General features: G+C 64.7%; 14 protein-coding genes. 10 read left to right on the top strand and 4 right to left on the bottom strand.

Going from position 1 to position 16,272, the window contains the following annotated elements; genetic code table 11:
* Positions 1 to 17: 17 nt before the first annotated feature.
* From ACR65N_RS00610 to ACR65N_RS00580, 7 genes are all read left to right on the top strand, one after another.
* On the top strand, positions 18 to 758 hold the full coding sequence (locus ACR65N_RS00610) for a FadR/GntR family transcriptional regulator (RefSeq protein WP_440455362.1): 741 nt from the start codon (positions 18 to 20) through the stop codon (positions 756 to 758).
* Positions 759 to 855: 97 nt separating this feature from the next.
* Positions 856 to 2,364: an ABC transporter substrate-binding protein gene (locus tag ACR65N_RS00605; protein WP_440455361.1), complete on the top strand. Its 1,509-nt coding sequence runs from the start codon at positions 856 to 858 to the stop codon at positions 2,362 to 2,364.
* 69 nt (positions 2,365 to 2,433) lie between these two features.
* Positions 2,434 to 3,381 (top strand): ABC transporter permease, encoded by a 948-nt coding sequence (locus ACR65N_RS00600; protein WP_430308073.1) that lies wholly within the window; start codon positions 2,434 to 2,436, stop codon positions 3,379 to 3,381.
* A complete protein-coding gene (locus ACR65N_RS00595; RefSeq protein ID WP_440455360.1) occupies positions 3,378 to 4,250 on the top strand; it encodes an ABC transporter permease in 873 nt (290 codons plus the stop codon). Before ACR65N_RS00600 ends, ACR65N_RS00595 begins: the two co-directional genes overlap by 4 nt.
* Before the next feature lie 19 nt (positions 4,251 to 4,269).
* Positions 4,270 to 6,054 carry a gamma-glutamyltransferase family protein gene (locus ACR65N_RS00590; RefSeq protein ID WP_440455359.1) on the top strand — a complete coding sequence of 595 codons (1,785 nt, stop codon included), beginning with the start codon at positions 4,270 to 4,272 and terminating at the stop codon, positions 6,052 to 6,054.
* A 3-nt stretch (positions 6,055 to 6,057) separates the two neighbouring features.
* On the top strand, positions 6,058 to 6,816 hold the full coding sequence (locus ACR65N_RS00585; RefSeq protein ID WP_440455358.1) for a DUF1028 domain-containing protein: 759 nt from the start codon (positions 6,058 to 6,060) through the stop codon (positions 6,814 to 6,816).
* Between the two features lie 8 nt (positions 6,817 to 6,824).
* On the top strand, positions 6,825 to 8,633 hold the full coding sequence (locus tag ACR65N_RS00580) for an ABC transporter ATP-binding protein (RefSeq protein ID WP_440456093.1): 1,809 nt from the start codon (positions 6,825 to 6,827) through the stop codon (positions 8,631 to 8,633).
* 16 nt (positions 8,634 to 8,649) lie between these two features.
* On the opposite strand, the gene radC is transcribed toward ACR65N_RS00580, so the two are convergent.
* The 4 genes from radC to ACR65N_RS00560 form a co-directional block, all read right to left on the bottom strand.
* The gene (gene radC / locus ACR65N_RS00575; RefSeq protein ID WP_430308077.1) at positions 8,650 to 9,420 is read right to left on the bottom strand and encodes a RadC family protein; all 771 of its coding nucleotides are present in this window, start codon (positions 9,418 to 9,420) and stop codon (positions 8,650 to 8,652) included.
* A 66-nt stretch (positions 9,421 to 9,486) separates the two neighbouring features.
* A complete protein-coding gene (gene map, locus ACR65N_RS00570; protein WP_440455357.1) occupies positions 9,487 to 10,323 on the bottom strand; it encodes a type I methionyl aminopeptidase in 837 nt (278 codons plus the stop codon).
* Between the two features lie 33 nt (positions 10,324 to 10,356).
* A complete protein-coding gene (gene sfsA, locus ACR65N_RS00565; RefSeq protein WP_440455356.1) occupies positions 10,357 to 11,073 on the bottom strand; it encodes a DNA/RNA nuclease SfsA in 717 nt (238 codons plus the stop codon).
* Between the two features lie 18 nt (positions 11,074 to 11,091).
* Positions 11,092 to 12,933, bottom strand: a complete 1,842-nt coding sequence (locus ACR65N_RS00560; RefSeq protein ID WP_440455355.1) for a PHA/PHB synthase family protein — start codon at positions 12,931 to 12,933, stop codon at positions 11,092 to 11,094.
* A 137-nt stretch (positions 12,934 to 13,070) separates the two neighbouring features.
* Between ACR65N_RS00560 and ACR65N_RS00555 the strand changes: the two genes are divergently transcribed.
* The 3 genes from ACR65N_RS00555 (at position 13,071) to ACR65N_RS00545 (ending at position 16,191) form a co-directional block, all read left to right on the top strand.
* Positions 13,071 to 13,475 (top strand): SHOCT domain-containing protein, encoded by a 405-nt coding sequence (locus tag ACR65N_RS00555; protein ID WP_430308081.1) that lies wholly within the window; start codon positions 13,071 to 13,073, stop codon positions 13,473 to 13,475.
* A 99-nt stretch (positions 13,476 to 13,574) separates the two neighbouring features.
* Positions 13,575 to 14,795 carry an LL-diaminopimelate aminotransferase gene (locus ACR65N_RS00550; protein WP_440455354.1) on the top strand — a complete coding sequence of 407 codons (1,221 nt, stop codon included), beginning with the start codon at positions 13,575 to 13,577 and terminating at the stop codon, positions 14,793 to 14,795.
* 76 nt (positions 14,796 to 14,871) lie between these two features.
* On the top strand, positions 14,872 to 16,191 hold the full coding sequence (locus ACR65N_RS00545) for a homoserine dehydrogenase (RefSeq protein ID WP_440455353.1): 1,320 nt from the start codon (positions 14,872 to 14,874) through the stop codon (positions 16,189 to 16,191).
* The last annotated feature ends 81 nt before the right edge of the window (positions 16,192 to 16,272 follow it).

Below are 16,272 nucleotides of genomic sequence, written 5' to 3'. Positions count from 1 at the left end.
TCGAATTGGTTCAGCAAATGGTCCAGCCGCAGACACCGCCCGACAATGCCAATTATGCACTCGAGAAGCTGCGCGATCTGCTGCGCCGCGGCACGACCGGCGCCGACGGCAAGCTGCCAACCGAGCGGGCACTGTCCGAGATGCTCGGCATCGGTCGCCGGGCGGTGCGCCAGGCGCTCGAAGTGCTCGAGGCGGAAGGTGAAGTCTGGCGGCGTCAGGGGTCTGGAACGTTCCTTGGCCAGAACCCCGGCGCCCTCTCCAACGATGTCGGTGCCATCGTCGCCGGGACGGATTTCATGGAAATCATGGAGGTCCGCCTGCGCATCGAGCCGCAGCTGGCACAGCTCGCGGCGCTGCGCGCCAAGCCTGCCGAAGTAACGCGCATGCACGAGCTGGCACAGAAGATCACCAAGAGCGACGACGCCGATGCGCGCGAACTCTGGGACGGCGCGCTTCACCGGCAGATCGCCCAGAGCGCCCGCAACCAGCTGTTCCTCACCGTCTTCGACGTCATCAACCACGTCCGGCAGAACGAGGCCTGGCAGAAGATCCGCGAACGGGCGCGCTCCAACAACGGCGTGACGATTGCCTATGCGCAGCACGAGGACATCATCGATGCGATTGCCAAGCGCGATCCGGCGCGGGCCGGCGAGGCGATGCGCCAGCACCTGCTGATGCTGCAGGAACGGCTGATCCGCGAAACCTCGCTGGATCACGATCTGCCGCCGTCGGCCGGCGATGAGGCCCTCGCCTCATGAGAATTCGCCGGGCCGACAGGCCCGGCAGAACGGGAAGCCGGAGGTCACAAGCCGGCACCAGGAATGCAATCGACCTATGGATCAGAGGAGAATGACCATGTCTCGTTTCCTACGCCTCACCACGGCGCTCGCTTTCGGCGCCCTGTCGGCGCTTCCCGCCGCCGCTTCCGAACTGAAGATCGGCCTCAACGACGATGCCGACGTACTGGACCCGGCCCAGTCGCGCACCTTCGTCGGCCGCATCGTCTATACGGCGATGTGCGACAAGCTGGTCGACATCGATCAGAACATGAAGATCGTCCCGCAGCTTGCCACCGAGTGGGCCTGGTCCGAAGAGGGCAAGGTGCTGACCATGAAGATCCGTGACGGCGTCAAGTTCCATGACGGCGAACCGCTCGACGCGGCAGCCGTCGTCGCCACCATCGAACGCAACATGACCCTGCCGGAATCGCGCCGCAAGAGCGAGCTGGCATCGGTGGCCAAGGTAGAGGCGTCCGGTCCCCTGGAGGTCAAGTTCACCCTGAAGACCGCCGACGTGACGCTGCTTGCCCAGCTGTCGGACCGCGCCGGGATGATCGTCGCGCCGAAGGCTGCCAAGGAGCTCGGCGCCAACTTCGGCTCCAAGCCGGTCTGCGCCGGTCCTTTCAAGTTCGTCGAGCGCATCCAGCAGGACCGCATCGTGCTCGAAAAGTTCGCTGACTACTGGGACAAGGACAAGATCCTCGTCGACAAGATCACCTACCTGCCGATCCCCGATACGACGGTCAAGCTCGCCAACCTGCGCTCCGGCGACCTCGATATTGCCGAGCGCATCTCGGCCTCCGACGCTGTGTCGGTGAAGAACGACCCGAACCTCACCTATGCCGACATCATCGGCCCGGGCTACATGGCAATGTATGCGAATGTCGGCAACGGCGCGCGTGCCGACAATCCGCTCGGCAAGGACAAGCGCCTGCGCCAGGCCTTTTCGCTGGCGATCGACCGCGAAGCGATCGGCCAGATCGTCTTCGAAGGCACCTCGATGGCCGGCAACCAGCCGTTCCCGCCGTCGAGCCCTTGGTTCAACAAGAACCTGCCGGTGCCGGCGCGTGACATCGAAAAGGCCAAGCAGCTGATGAAGGAAGCGGGTTACGAATCCCTCGACATCGAGCTGCAGCACGCCAACAACACGACGCAGACGCAGATGATGCAGGTCATCCAGTCGATGGTTGCCGAAGCCGGCTTCAACGTCACGCTGAAGGCCACCGAGTTCGCCACGCTGCTGTCGGAACAGACGGCCGGCAACTATCAGCTGAGCCGTTCCGACTGGTCCGGCCGCATCGATCCGGACGGCAATCTCCACCAGTTCGTCACCTGCAAGGGCGGCATCAACGACGTGAAGTACTGCAACCCGGAAGTCGACAAGCTCCTCAACGAAGCCCGCACCTCGCCGGACGATTCGGTGCGCAAGGAGAAGTATGACGCGGCAACCGCGATCCTCAACGAGGACATGCCGATCATCTATCTCGGCCACCAGCCCTACGCCTACGCCATCTCCAAGAAGGTCGAGGGTTTTGCACCGTCGCCGGACGGCATGATGCGCCTGCTGGGCGTGAGCAAGAAGTAAGCTCGAACAAGACTGCCGCGCGGGGACAAAATTCCCGCGCGGCCACCTGAAATCCAAGAGGGCGATGTCATGCCTGTCTATATCGGCAAGCGGCTGCTGGTCGCGATCCCGACGCTGTTGATCATCTCGATCTTCGTGTTCTCGCTGCAGAAACTCCTGCCCGGCGATCCGGTGCTGGCCATGGCCGGCGAAGAGCGCGATCCGGCAACGATCGAGTTCCTGCGCGAAAAATACCACCTCAACGATCCGGTGATCGTCCAGTACTTCTCCTGGGTCGGAGGCATCCTGGTCGGCGATTTCGGCATTTCGCTGCGCACCAACCAGCCGGTGCTGGAGCTGATCGGCCAGAAGCTGCCGGTAACCATCCAGCTCGCCGTGATGTCGATGATCCTCGCCTTGGTGATCGGCATTCCGACCGGCATCCTGGCCGCCGTCTACAAGAACCGGGCGCTGGATTACATCGCAAACCTGGTGGCGCTGTCGGGGCTTTCGGTTCCCAATTTCTGGCTCGGGATCATGCTGATCCTGCTGGTTTCGGTCAATCTCGGCTGGCTGCCGGCCTCCGGCTACGAATCGATCTTCGTCGATCCGGTACGCTCGATCAAAACCATGATCATGCCCGCCTTCGTCCTGTCGACGGCGCTCGCCGGACAGCTGATGCGGCACACCCGCTCGGCAATGCTCGGCGTCCTCAGCTCCGATTATATCCGCACTGCCCGGGCCAAAGGCCTGTCGCCGCGCGAGATCATCCTCAGCCACACCTTCCGCAACGCGCTGCTGCCGATCGTCACCCTGTCGGCGCTGCTGTTTGGCGAACTGCTGGCGGGCGCCGTGCTGACCGAGCAGATCTTCACCATTCCCGGCTTCGGCAAGCTGACCGTCGATGCCGTGTTTACCCGCGATTACGCCGTGGTGCAGGGCATCGTCATGTGCACCGCCATCGGCTTCATTCTCATGAACCTGATCGCCGACGTGCTCTACGTTCTCCTCAACCCGCGCCTGAGGGCAACCCTATGACGGTCATCGAACAGACGGCTCCCATTCCCCAGCCGCGCGAGAAGAGCCGCGCCTGGCGCAAGATGCGGGCAAACCGCGGCTCGATGGTCGGCATGGTCATCATCCTGTTCTTTGCCATCCTGGCATTGGCGGCACCGATCCTGCCGATCCCCGATCCGGTCGCCACCAGCTGGGGCGCGATCCGCAAGGCACCGTCGGCCGCCCACTGGCTCGGCACCGACGATCTCGGCCGCGACATCCTCTCGCGGATGATATGGGGCGCGCGTGCCTCGCTGATGGCAGGCGTCATCTCGGTTGCCATCGCCGTGGTCATCGGCGTGCCCTTCGGCATCCTGTCCGGCTATTTCGGCGGCTGGACCGACCAGATCATCCAGCGGGTGACCGAGGCGCTGCTCGCCATGCCGTTCCTCATCACCGCCATCGCGCTTGCCGCTTTCCTCGGCCCGAGCCTCACCAATGCGATGATCGCCATCGGGCTTTCCGCCATGCCGATCTTCGTGCGGCTGACCCGCGGCCAGGTGCTGGCGGTGAAGACCGAGGATTATGTCGAGGGCGCCCGTTCCGTCGGTCTCGGCCATGTCGACATCATGACCCGCTACATCCTCCCCAACGTCTTTGCGCCGATCATCGTCCAGGCGACGCTGACCGTCGCCACTGCCATCATCGCCGAGGCGAGCCTGTCCTTCCTCGGTCTCGGCCAGCAGGCACCGGCACCGAGCTGGGGCTCGATGCTCAACATCGCAAAGAACTTCCTTAGCCAGGCGCCGTGGATGGCCATGTGGCCCGGCATCGCGATCTTCCTGGTGGTGATCGGCTTCAATCTTCTCGGCGACGGCCTGCGCGATGCGCTCGACCCGCGCGAACACTAATCTTGAAAAGGCATGACGCATGACTGATTTCACCACACGGCCGGAAATCCTCGGCACCTTCGGCGTGGTCACCTCGACCCACTGGATCGCCTCGGCCGTCGGCATGAGCATCCTGGAGAAGGGCGGCAACGCCTTCGACGCCGCTGTCGCAACGGGCTTCGTCCTGCAGATCGTCGAGCCGCATCTGTGCGGCCCGGGCGGTGACATGCCGGCGATCATCTACTCGAAGAAGACCGACAAGGTGGAGGTGATCTGCGCCCAGGGGCCGGCACCGGCCGGCGCCACCATCGAGCATTACACCGCCGAGGGCCTGAAGCTCATCCCCGGCGACGGCCTTCTTTCGACGGTCATTCCCGGCGCCTTCGACGGCTGGATGCTGATGCTGCGCGATTATGGCACGATGAGCGTCCGCGAAGTTCTGGAGCCGGCTATCTATTACGCCGAGCACGGCCATCCGGTGCTGCCGCGGGTCTCCGCCACCATCGCCGGGCTTGCCGATTTCTTCGCCAAGGAATGGCCGACCTCGCATGAGACCTGGCTGCCGGGTGGATCGGCGCCCGAGCCGCATTCCAACTTCAAGAACCCGGTGCTCGCCGAGACCTGGAAGCGGATCATCGCCGAGTCGGAGGCAAAGTCCGGTCGCGAGGAACAGGTTGAGGCCGCCCGCGACGCCTTCTACCGCGGCTTCGTCGCCGAGGCGATCGACACCTACCTGAAGACCGCCGAAGTGATGGATGCCAGCGGCATTCGCCACAAGGGCGTGCTGACCGCTGACGACATGGCCGGCTGGAGCGCCACCATTGAGGCGCCGCAGACCTTCGACTACCACGACTGGAGGGTTGCCAAGACACCGGCCTGGGGGCAGGGACCGGTGCTGCTGCAGTCGCTGGCGCTGCTGAAGGGCTTTGACGTCGGAGCGATGGATCCGTCCGGACCGGACTTCGTCCACCATGTGGTGGAGGCGATGAAGCTCGCCTATGCCGACCGCGAGGTCTATTACGGCGATCCGGAATTTGGCCAGATCCCGACCCAGTCGCTGCTGGCGGACAGCTACAATGACGAGCGGCGCAAGCTGATCGGCGCGGAAGCGTCGCTGGAGCTGCGTCCCGGCACTGTGCCCGGCTACGAGCGCCAGCGCGACGCGACGATGGCGATGCTCGCCGAGTTCTCCGGCAAAGGCGCCGTCTACGAACCGACCATGTCGCACCTGACCGAGAAGAAGGGCGACACCGTCCATATCGACGTCATCGACCGTTGGGGCAACATGGTCTCGACGACGCCGTCAGGCGGCTGGCTGCAGTCCTCGCCGATCGTGCCGGGCCTTGGCTTTGCGCTGAATTCGCGGGCCCAGATGTTCTGGCTGAAGGACGGCCTGCCGACGTCGCTGGCGCCCGGAAAACGTCCGCGCACGACGCTGACGCCGTCGCTCGCCCTGCATCAGGGTCGGCCGACGCTCGCCTTTGGCACGCCGGGTGGCGACCAGCAGGATCAATGGCAGCTGCCGTTCTTCCTGCGCTACGTCCACCACGGCAAGAACCTCCAGGCCTCGATCGATGCGCCGCTGTTCCACACGACGCATTTTCCGGGCTCCTTTTATCCGCGCACCTCGCAGCCCGGCCACATCATGGTCGAAGCCGGCTTCGGTGAGGCGACGATCGGCGAACTGCGCCGCCGCGGACACCAGGTGACGGTGGCCGACAACTGGACTGTGGGACGGCTGACGGCGGCCCGCCGCGATGCCGACGGACTGCTGCGGGCGGCCGCAACGCCGCGCCTGATGCAGGCCTATGCGGTGGGACGCTGAGCCATGACCTGGTCGATCGTCGCCCGTGACCCAGAGACCGGCCATCTCGGCATCGCCGTCGCCAGCCGCTTCTTCGCGGTCGGCTCCGCCGTGCCTTATATGCGCGGCGGCATCGGTGCCGTGGCGACGCAGGCCTTCGTCAGCCCGCTCTACGGGACCGAGGGACTGGCGATGCTCGGAGAAGGCCGCAGCCCGCGGGAGATCATCGATCACCTGACCGGCCGCGACGACGGCGCGCAGCAGCGGCAGCTTCACCTGATCGATGCCGCCGGTCGCAATGCCGCCTTCACCGGCGCAAAGTGTATCGACTGGGCGGGGCATATCGTCGAGGACAATGTGTCCGTGGCCGGCAACATGCTGGCCGGGCCACAGGTGCTCGACCGGACACTGGAGACCTACCGGCAGCATGCGTCGCTGCCGTTTGCCGACCGACTCCTGTCGGCCATGGATGCCGGCGAGGCGGCCGGCGGCGACAAGCGCGGCCGGCAGTCGGCAGCGCTCGTCATCTACCGCGACCAGGATCACGCCTGGCTGAATATCCGCGCCGACGATCATACCGACCCGCTGGCCGAACTGCGCCGCCTCTATGCCGTGGCGCAGGAGCGCTACCTGCACGTGGCCGAGACCATGCCGACCCGCGAGAATCCGCACGGCATGATCGACCGAACCGAAATCGACAGAAAGATCGCCGGGCTTGAGGCCCAGCGGGCAGCCGAAGGCCGCCAGTCGGCATCTTTCGCCACGCCATGGACACCCACATGACAGTAGATATGACACCGCCGCCCATCCTGTCCGTCCGCAACCTGACGACATCCTTCCGCACCGACAGCGGCTGGAAGTCGGTGGTCCGCGACGTTTCCTTCGACGTGGCGGCCGGCGAGACGCTGGCGATCGTCGGCGAGAGCGGCTCAGGCAAGAGCGTCACTTCGCTGTCGATCATGCAACTGCTGGCCAAGAACGTCAGCCGCATCGAGGGCGAGGTGTTCCTCAACGGTCGCGACCTCCTGGCGCTGTCCGAAAAGGAGATGCGGGCGGTGCGCGGCAACGAGGTCTCGATGATCTTCCAGGAGCCGATGACCAGCCTCAATCCGATCTTCACCATCGGCCGGCAGATTTCTGAGGTGCTGACGCGGCACAAGGGCATGAACCAGGCGCAAGCCCGGGCAGAAACCATCCGCATGCTGGAAAAGGTGCGCATCCCGAACGCCGGCACGCGCTTCGACGAATACCCGCACCAGTTCTCCGGCGGCATGCGCCAGCGTGTAATGATCGCCATGGCGCTCGCCTCGCGCCCGAAGCTGCTGATCGCCGATGAGCCGACCACGGCACTCGACGTGACGATCCAGGGCCAGATCCTCGACCTCATCAAGACGCTGCAGGAGGAGGAGGGCATGTCGGTCCTCTTCATCACCCACGACATGGGCGTCGTCGCCGAGATCGCCGACCGTACGGTGGTGATGTTCCGTGGCGATGCGGTGGAGACGGGTCCGACAGAAGAAATCTTCCACCACGGTCGGCATCCCTATACGCGGGCGCTGCTGTCGGCCGTGCCGAAACTCGGCTCTATGGAAGGCCAGGCTCAGCCGCTGCGCTTCCCCGTCGTCGACACGGTGACCGGCGTCACCACCGAACCGCAGCCAACAGTGACACGTCCTGGTCACCGCCAGCCGATCCTCGAGGTCAGGAACCTGGTCACCCGCTTCCCGGTGCGCTCCGGCCTGTTCTCGCGGCAGACTGGTGCCATTCATGCGGTGGAGAACGTTTCCTTCGATTTGCGCCAGGGCGAGACCCTGTCACTGGTCGGCGAAAGCGGCTGCGGCAAGTCGACCACCGGTCGCTCCATCATGCGGCTCATCGAGCCGACGGCCGGCGACATCCAGCTCGACGGCTACAAGGTCAACGGGCTCGGGACGCTGGAACTGCAGCGGATGCGCAAGAGCATCCAGATGATCTTCCAGGATCCCTTCTCCAGCCTCAATCCGCGCATGTCCGTCGGCCAGGCCATCTCCGAGCCATTCCTCAAGCACCGTCTCGGAAACAAGGCGGAAGCCACTGAAAAGACCGCTTATCTGTTAAAGCGTGTCGGCCTTTCTCCGGATCTGATGCGGCGTTTCCCTCACGAATTTTCCGGCGGCCAGCGCCAGCGCATCGCGATTGCCCGGGCGCTGTCGCTCGATCCCAAGGTCATTGTCGCCGACGAGAGCGTCTCGGCGCTCGACGTGTCGATCAAGGCGCAGGTCTGCAATCTGCTGCTCGATCTGCAGGAGAGCCTCGATCTGGCCTTCCTGTTCATCAGCCACGATATGGCCGTCGTCGAGCGGGTCAGCCACCGGGTCGCCGTCATGTATTTGGGGGAAATCGTCGAGATCGGACCGCGCGCCGCCGTCTTCGGCAACCCGCAGCATCCCTATACGAAGAAGCTGATGGCAGCGGTGCCGGTGCCGGATCCGGCGCGTCGCGGCATTCGTCGCGGCATCTCGGACGACGAGCTGAAGAGCCCGGTGCGGCCGGTCGGCTACGAGCCTCCGGTCCGCCAGTACCGCGAAGTGTCTGCGGGTCACATGGTGCAGGTCGCCTAGCAGTGCCAGATGGCGGTCAGATCAGCCTGAGGCCCTTCAGGCTGGCATGGCCGTCCTTGCCAATGATGATGTGATCGTGGACGGTGATTCCGAGAGGCTTTGCCGTATCGACGATGGTTCGCGTCATGTCGATATCGGCGCGCGACGGCGTCGGATCGCCGCTCGGATGGTTGTGGACGAGAATGAGCGCAGTCGCAGAAAGCTCCAGTGCCCGGCGCACCACCTCGCGGGGGTAGACCGGCGTGTGATCGACGGTGCCGCGGCCTTGCACCTCGTCGGCGATCAGCGCATTGCGCTTGTCGAGGAACAGGATGCGGAACTGCTCGCGCGCCTCGAAGGCCATCGCCGCGTGACAATAGTCGATCACTGCCGACCATGAGGCCAGCACCTGCTTGCCGCGCAGCTCGCTCTTCAGCACGCGCGGCCCGACGCTGGCGATCAGCTTCAGATCCAGTGCGACGGTGTCGCCCACCCCGCTCACCTCCTGCAGCAGAGCCGCGGGCGCCCCGAACACGCCGGCAAGATTGCCGAAGCGCTCGATCAGCGCCTTGGCGATCGGCTTGGTGTCGCGGCGCGGGATCAGCCGGAAGAGGATGAGTTCCAGGATTTCGTAATCGGCAAGCGCCGTGTCGCCATGCTCGCGGTAGCGGGCCCGCAGTCGCTCGCGGTGGCCATGATAGTGGGCGGCCTTGTCGTCGCTCTTGCCAAGCGACAGGTCCCTCTTGGCAGGCGTGGCCTTCGCCGGCTGCTCGGAGAAATAGCCCCGCTCGTCCGGAAACAGCTCCATCCGGTCCTCCGGCTCGTCATCAGCGTCTGGCGTCGTGGACGGAGGAACCGGAGGAGATGACATCGATCACCCGTTGAGAGGAGGAAGGCCGGGGCGGTCGAGGCCGCCCGGAGACAGCGTGAATATTTCGCAGCCGGTCGCCGTCACGCCAACGGCATGCTCGTACTGGGCTGACAGCGATCTGTCGCGGGTGACCGCCGTCCAGCCGTCGGCGAGTACCTTTACGTGCGGCTTGCCGAGATTGATCATCGGCTCGATGGTGAAGATCATCCCTTCGCGCAATTCCGGACCTTCGTCGGCACGGCCGTAGTGCAGGATGTTCGGGCTGTCGTGGAACAGTCGGCCGACGCCGTGCCCGCAGAAATCGCGCACGACCGAGCAGCGCTCGGCTTCCGCGTAAGCCTGGATGGCCTCGCCAATGGCACCGGTGCGGGCGCCGGGCCGGACGGCTGCAATTCCGCGCAGCAGGCATTCGTAGGTGACTTCCATCAGCCGCTCGGCGGCTCGTTTGACCTGGCCGACCGGATACATGCGGCTGGAATCGCCGTGCCAGCCGTCGAGCAGGTAGGTGACGTCGATGTTGACGATGTCGCCTTCGCGCAGCGGCTTGTCATCCGGCATGCCGTGGCAGACGACATGGTTGATGGAGGTGCAGACGGAGTACTTGTAGCCGCGGTAGTTGAGGGTAGCGGGAAGTGCCCCGTGGTCCATGCCGAACTCGAACACGAAGCGATCGATCGCACTCGTCAGAACGCCCGGCTGGACGATCGCCGCAAGCTCGTCGAGGCAGCGGGAGGTGAGCTGGCAGGCAGCGCGCATGCCGGCAAAATCCTCCTGGGTGTAGAGCCGGATGGCTCCCGTGTTCTTTTTTGGCGCAGTCGCAGCCTCGATATAGGTCACCATGATATCACACTTCTGTCTTGTCTCTCGTCGGTTTTAACCAGCGGGTCCGCGTTCGTCTATCGGGATCGGCCGGCTCGCCGAAATTCCCTCCGGCGTCACGCGGCAGGCGATGGCATAGGCCTCGACGCCCCGGCTGCGCGCCCGCTCGAAAGCCCGGCCGTAGGCGGGATCCAGTTCGGTACAGATCGACAGACGGTCGCAGTCGTCGCGCTGCACCACGTAGAGCATCGCCGCACGGAAACCGACCTCCACCATGTCGCCCAACTCCTCGAGGTGCTTGGCGCCGCGCGTGGTGACGGAATCGGGAAACTCAGCAAGCCTGGGCGTGCGGGTGAAATGCACGTTCTTGACCTCTATATAGGCAGGCGGCCGGGCCGGATCGAGAAGCAGCATGTCGATCCGCGAATTGCGTCCGTAGCGCTGCTCGCGCTTCAGGTCGGCATAGCCCACAAGCTCGCTCACCATCCCCATCCTCAGCGCCTCCTCGGCCACCCGGTTGGGCATCCCGGTGTTGATCCCGACGAGCGTGCCGTCGGCCTCGACCATCTCGAACATGTGGCGGTATTTGCGTGTCGGACTGTCGTGCTGCGACAGCCAGATCCGCGACCCCGGCGTCGTCAGCCCGCGCATCGAACCGGTGTTGGGACAGGAGCCGGTAATCGCCGTCCCGTCGTCGAGGATGGCGTCGAACAGGAAGCGCTTGTAGCGGCTGACGAGCCGCGCCGGCACCAAGGGCGGATCAAACTGCATGGCTGTCTTTGCGTCCGATCAGCTGCGGACCATGACATAGGTCCCGGGCGCATCGCAGAGCGGCGTCAGGGCCGTGCCGCCGGGTTGGCGCGCCGCCACCCGCTTGTCGCTCTGTCTTTCCATCCAGGCCTGCCAGTGCGGCCACCAGGAGCCGGGCGTTTCCGTCGCCGCAGCCAGCCAGTCATCGAACGAACCGGCGATCTTGTCGCTGGTCCAGTACTGGTACTTGTTCTTCTCCGGCGGATTGACGACGCCGGCAATGTGCCCGGAACCGCTGAGCACGAAGGTTGGGTCGCTGCCGAAATGCTGGCTGCCGAGAAACACCGACCGCGCCGGCGCGATATGGTCCTCGCGCGTCGCCAGGCTGTAGATCGGGATCGCCACGTCCTTCAGCGACACCGTCTTGCCGAACAGCTGCATCTCGTCCTGAGACAGCTTGTTCTGAAGGTAGCAGTTGCGCAGGTAGAAAGCGTGGTTCGCCGCCGTCATCCGGGTGGAATCGGAGTTCCAGTACAGAAGGTCGAAGGCCATCGGCTCCTGTCCCTTCAGATAGTTGGTCACCACGTAGGGCCAGATGAGCTCGGACGCGCGGAGCATGTTGAAGGCGCTCGCCATCTTCGAGCCGGCGAGATAGCCGGTGAGGCTCATCTGCCGCTCGATCGCGGCGATCTGCTCCTCGTCGACGAACACCTTGAGATCGCCCGCGTGGACGAAATCCACCTGCGTGGTGAAGAAGGTGGCGGCGCGGATGCGTCGGTTGCGGCTCTTGGCGTGGTAGGCGAGGGCGGCGGCAAGCAGCGTGCCGCCGACGCAGTAGCCGATGGCATTGACCTGCTTTTCGCCGGTCGCCGTCTCGATCGTCTGCAGCGCGAAATCGATGCCGTCGCGCACATATTCTTCCCAGGCCATCGTCGCATGGCTTTCGTCCGGATTGACCCAGGACACGACGAATACGGTGTGGCCCTGGTCGACGCACCACTTGATGAAGCTCTTCTGCGGCCCAAGGTCGAGGATGTAGTATTTGTTGATCCATGGCGGGACGATCAGCAGCGGCCGCTTGAAGACCGTCTCTGTCGACGGCTGGTACTGGATGATCTCGCAGAGCGGGTTGCGCGCCACCACCTTGCCGGGGGTCACGGCGATGTTGGTGCCGAGCTGGAAGTTCCGGGCATCCGTCTGCCGCAGCCGCAGTTCGCCGCCGCCGGCCGCGACATCTTCGGCCAGCTTCTGCATGCCGGCGACGAGGTTGGCGCCGTTGGTGGCCACCATCTGCCGGTAGACCTCCGGATTGGTCAGCGCGAAATTGGCCGGCGACAGCGCTGCCGTCAGCTGCTTCACATAGAAGGCCGCCTTGTGACGCGTATGCTCGTCGAGCCCGGCGGACCGCTCTACCAGCTTTTCGGCCCAGGTGGCGGTGACCAGGTAGACCTGCCGCATCAGCGCGAAGAACGGGTTGCTGCGCCAGTCCTCGTCGGCGAATCGCTTGTCCTTCGGCAGGCTGTCCGGCTCGCCCACCACCTGCTCACCCGATAGCCGGCTGAGCGTGTTCATCCAGATGCCCATGTAGGAGGACATCAGCAGCGATTGCGCCTCGAGCGTTCGCTGCGGCTCGGTCATCCAGTACTCGATGACCTTGGAGAGGGTCTTGACCATGTCGGTGAGTGGATCGACCACGTCGACGACTTCGCCGCGCTCGCGCGGGCCCAGCCATTCCGTCGCCGCCTTGCCGAGGTTTTCCGCCGCCCGCGCGATGTTCATCGCCAGCGTCTGCGGGTCCTTGACGAGATAGGCTTCGAAATCCGCCGGATCGAATCCGGTGAACTCGTCACCGGCACGGCTCGACTGGTCCTTGCCGCCCATGTAGGTTCCGCTCCCGGTTGCCGGAGACGCTCCGGTCCATGCTTGTTTTGGTTTTTACATTGTGCCCGAAAACGAATACAAGTTCCAGCGATAGCCGCCCGGAGGGGCGCATTCGGTAGCAGGGGTAGGTTGTGAAAATGGTTGATCGGACGTCCCGTTCGGTGCGTGGGCTCGTGGTTGTCGGCATCCTTGCGGCCGCCTCCCAGCTTGGCGCCTGCTCGAGCTCCACGTTCGCGCTCGATGACGGGATCCCCAACACGGCCCCGCCTGCGATCGTCGTCGGTTCGCGCGCGGCACCCCGGCCTATGGCTCTGACCAAGCAGAACAGCGGCACCTATCCGACATTCGGCAAGCCGATGACCGCCGCCAACACGCAGATCGAGGATGCCGAGGCGACCACCAGCGAGGCGCAGCTCTCCGCGCTTGCATCGGCGCGCGCCTCGGGTGCGGTGACCGAAGCCGAGTACGAGCGTCGTGTTGCCGAACTGCGGCGCCTGGCCGCCGAGCACGCTGCCGACGCCGAGAAGCAGATCGCCAATTAAGGCTTGCGTCAAAGCAGATTTGGCCGCAAATCAACTGCCGTGCCGCGCTCTGCGAGATGGGTCCGCGGCCTTGCGTTCAATGCCCTGAAGAGGTTCGCGATGGAAGAGTTCCATAAGGTCCGCAGACTGCCGCCCTACGTTTTCGAACAGGTCAACCGTTTGAAGGCAAGCGCGCGAGCCGGCGGCGCGGACATCATCGACCTCGGCATGGGCAATCCCGATCTTCCGACGCCGAAGGCCATCGTCGACAAGCTGTGCGAAGTGGTCCAGGATCCGCGCACCCATCGCTATTCCTCATCGAAGGGCATTCCCGGGCTTCGTCGCGCGCAGGCGGCCTACTACGCACGGCGCTTTGGCGTGAAGCTCAATCCGGAAACACAGATTGTCGCGACGCTCGGTTCCAAGGAGGGCTTTGCCAACATGGCGCAGGCGATCACTGCGCCGGGCGACGTGATCCTGTGCCCCAACCCGACCTATCCCATCCACGCCTTCGGCTTCCTGATGGCCGGTGGCGTGATCCGCTCCATGCAGGTCGAGCCGGACGACAGCTTCTTTGCGCCGCTCGAGCGCGCCGTGAAGCATTCGATCCCGAAGCCGCTGGCGCTGATCATAAACTATCCGTCCAACCCGACCGCGCATGTCGCTTCGCTGGATTTCTACACGCAGGTCGTGGAATTCGCCAAGAAGCACGAGATCATCGTGCTGTCGGACCTTGCCTATTCGGAGATCTACTTCGACGACAACAATCCGCCGCCGTCGGTGCTGCAGGTTCCCGGCGCCATGGATGTTGCGGTCGAATTCACCTCGATGTCGAAGACCTTCTCCATGCCCGGCTGGCGCATCGGCTTTGCGGTCGGCAACGAGCGGCTGATCGCTGCCCTGACGCGGGTCAAATCCTATCTCGACTACGGTGCCTTCACGCCGATCCAGGTGGCCGCGACCCATGCGCTGAATGGCGACGGGTCGGATATTGCCGAGGTCCGCAACGTCTACAAGCGGCGCCGCGACGTGATGGTCGACAGCTTCGCCAAGGCCGGCTTCGACGTGCCGCCGCCGGCCGCGACAATGTTCGCCTGGGCAAAGGTCCCGGAAAAGTTCCGTCATCTCTGTTCGCTGGAATTCTCCAAGCTGCTGGTCGAGAAGGCCGACGTGGCCGTGGCGCCCGGCATCGGCTTCGGTGAGATGGGTGACGACTACGTGCGGCTGGCACTGGTGGAGAACGAGCACCGCATCCGCCAGGCGGCGCGTAACATCAAGAAGTTCCTGTCGACGGCGGACGAGACGATGCACAACGTCATCTCGCTGAACGCCCACCGCTGAACCTTCCAGCTTTCGTGTCCACCTTCGATGGGCGGCCCCTGGTGCCGCCCGCATCATCTCGATCAGGATAGTATCTATGGCAGACGCCCTCAAAATCGGTCTTGCGGGTCTGGGAACCGTTGGCGCGTCGCTGGCGCGCATTCTGCAGATGCGGGCAAGCGAACTGGCAATCACCTGCGGCCGGCCGATCGAGATCACCGCCGTCAGCGCCCGCGACCGGACACGCGACCGCGGCTTTGACCTGTCGACGGCGGAATGGTTCGAGACGCCGGAAGCCATGGCCGAGCGCGGCGACATCGACGTGCTTGTCGAGCTGATCGGTGGTGCCGAGGGTGCGGCCGACCGCTCAGTGCGGGCAGCGCTTGCCCGCGGCCTGCACGTTGTCACCGCCAACAAGGCGCTGCTTGCCCGCCACGGGGTGGAATTTGCCCAGCTTGCCGAACAGAAGGGCGTCCTCCTCAACTTCGAGGCGGCCGTTGCCGGTGGCATTCCGGTGATCAAGGCGCTGCGGGAATCGCTGACCGGCAACACGGTCAGCCGCATCTACGGCATCATGAACGGCACCTGCAATTACATCCTGACGCGCATGGAGAAGGAGGGGCTGACCTTCGAGGCCTGCCTGAAGGAGGCCCAGCGGCTGGGCTATGCGGAAGCCGATCCGACCTTCGACATCGAGGGCAACGATACGGCGCACAAGCTGGCGATCCTGACGACGCTCGCCTTCGGCACTCAGATTGCCGCCGACGAAATCTATCTCGAGGGCATATCCAACATCTCGATCGAGGACATCCATGCCGCTGCCGATCTCGGCTACCGGATCAAGCTGCTCGGCGTCGCGCAGCGCACCGACAGCGGCATCGAGCAGCGCGTCCATCCGACCATGGTGCCGCATGACTCGGTCATCGCCCAGGTCGATGGCGTCACCAACGCCGTGGCAATCGAGTCCGACATCCTCGGCGAACTGCTGATGGTCGGCCCGGGTGCCGGCGGCAATGCCACGGCATCCGCCGTGCTCGGCGATATCGCCGACATCGCCAAGAGCCGTCCCGGCGAGCAGCGGGTGCCGGTACTCGGCACGCCGGCAGCGTCGCTGTCGCCGTACCGCAAGGCGCAGATCCAGAGCCATGAGGGCGGCTATTTCATCCGCCTGACCGTGCTCGACCGCGCTGGCGTGTTTGCCAATGTCGCGACCCAGATGGCGCAGAACGGCATCTCATTGGAATCCATCGTCCAGCGGGCAAATGGAGCCGCGGCGAGCGAGGCAAAGACCATCATCCTTGTCACCCATGCGACGACAGAGGATTCGATCCGCAAGGCCGTCTCCGGCATCAAGGGCGAGAACTATCTTGCCAGCGAGCCCCAGGTGATCCGCATCGAGCGCCCCAAGGCCTTCTGAGCCTCCAGCCCTCACTCCGGCGCTTGCCCGCCGACCGTACGCTCCAGGGCTCGCGCATCGTCGCGGCCCTGGACGGGCGGA

The organism is Rhizobium sp. SAFR-030 (assembly GCF_059415005.1).
This window is presented reverse-complemented; position numbering and strand designations above follow the sequence as displayed.

What these genes read in the sequence shown, in the direction of transcription:
- ACR65N_RS00555 (WP_430308081.1), top strand. Translation starts at nt 13,071, where the DNA reads ATGGTTGATCGGACGTCCCGTTCGGTGCGTGGGCTCGTGGTTGTCGGC.
- ACR65N_RS00595 (WP_440455360.1), top strand. Translation starts at nt 3,378, where the DNA reads ATGACGGTCATCGAACAGACGGCTCCCATTCCCCAGCCGCGCGAGAAG.
- ACR65N_RS00605 (WP_440455361.1), top strand. Translation starts at nt 856, where the DNA reads ATGTCTCGTTTCCTACGCCTCACCACGGCGCTCGCTTTCGGCGCCCTG.
- ACR65N_RS00590 (WP_440455359.1), top strand. Translation starts at nt 4,270, where the DNA reads ATGACTGATTTCACCACACGGCCGGAAATCCTCGGCACCTTCGGCGTG.
- ACR65N_RS00600 (WP_430308073.1), top strand. Translation starts at nt 2,434, where the DNA reads ATGCCTGTCTATATCGGCAAGCGGCTGCTGGTCGCGATCCCGACGCTG.
- ACR65N_RS00580 (WP_440456093.1), top strand. Translation starts at nt 6,825, where the DNA reads ATGACACCGCCGCCCATCCTGTCCGTCCGCAACCTGACGACATCCTTC.
- radC (WP_430308077.1), bottom strand. Translation starts at nt 9,420, where the DNA reads ATGGAGCTGTTTCCGGACGAGCGGGGCTATTTCTCCGAGCAGCCGGCG.
- sfsA (WP_440455356.1), bottom strand. Translation starts at nt 11,073, where the DNA reads ATGCAGTTTGATCCGCCCTTGGTGCCGGCGCGGCTCGTCAGCCGCTAC.
- map (WP_440455357.1), bottom strand. Translation starts at nt 10,323, where the DNA reads ATGGTGACCTATATCGAGGCTGCGACTGCGCCAAAAAAGAACACGGGA.
- ACR65N_RS00610 (WP_440455362.1), top strand. Translation starts at nt 18, where the DNA reads ATGGTCCAGCCGCAGACACCGCCCGACAATGCCAATTATGCACTCGAG.
- ACR65N_RS00560 (WP_440455355.1), bottom strand. Translation starts at nt 12,933, where the DNA reads ATGGGCGGCAAGGACCAGTCGAGCCGTGCCGGTGACGAGTTCACCGGA.
- ACR65N_RS00585 (WP_440455358.1), top strand. Translation starts at nt 6,058, where the DNA reads ATGACCTGGTCGATCGTCGCCCGTGACCCAGAGACCGGCCATCTCGGC.
- ACR65N_RS00550 (WP_440455354.1), top strand. Translation starts at nt 13,575, where the DNA reads ATGGAAGAGTTCCATAAGGTCCGCAGACTGCCGCCCTACGTTTTCGAA.
- ACR65N_RS00545 (WP_440455353.1), top strand. Translation starts at nt 14,872, where the DNA reads ATGGCAGACGCCCTCAAAATCGGTCTTGCGGGTCTGGGAACCGTTGGC.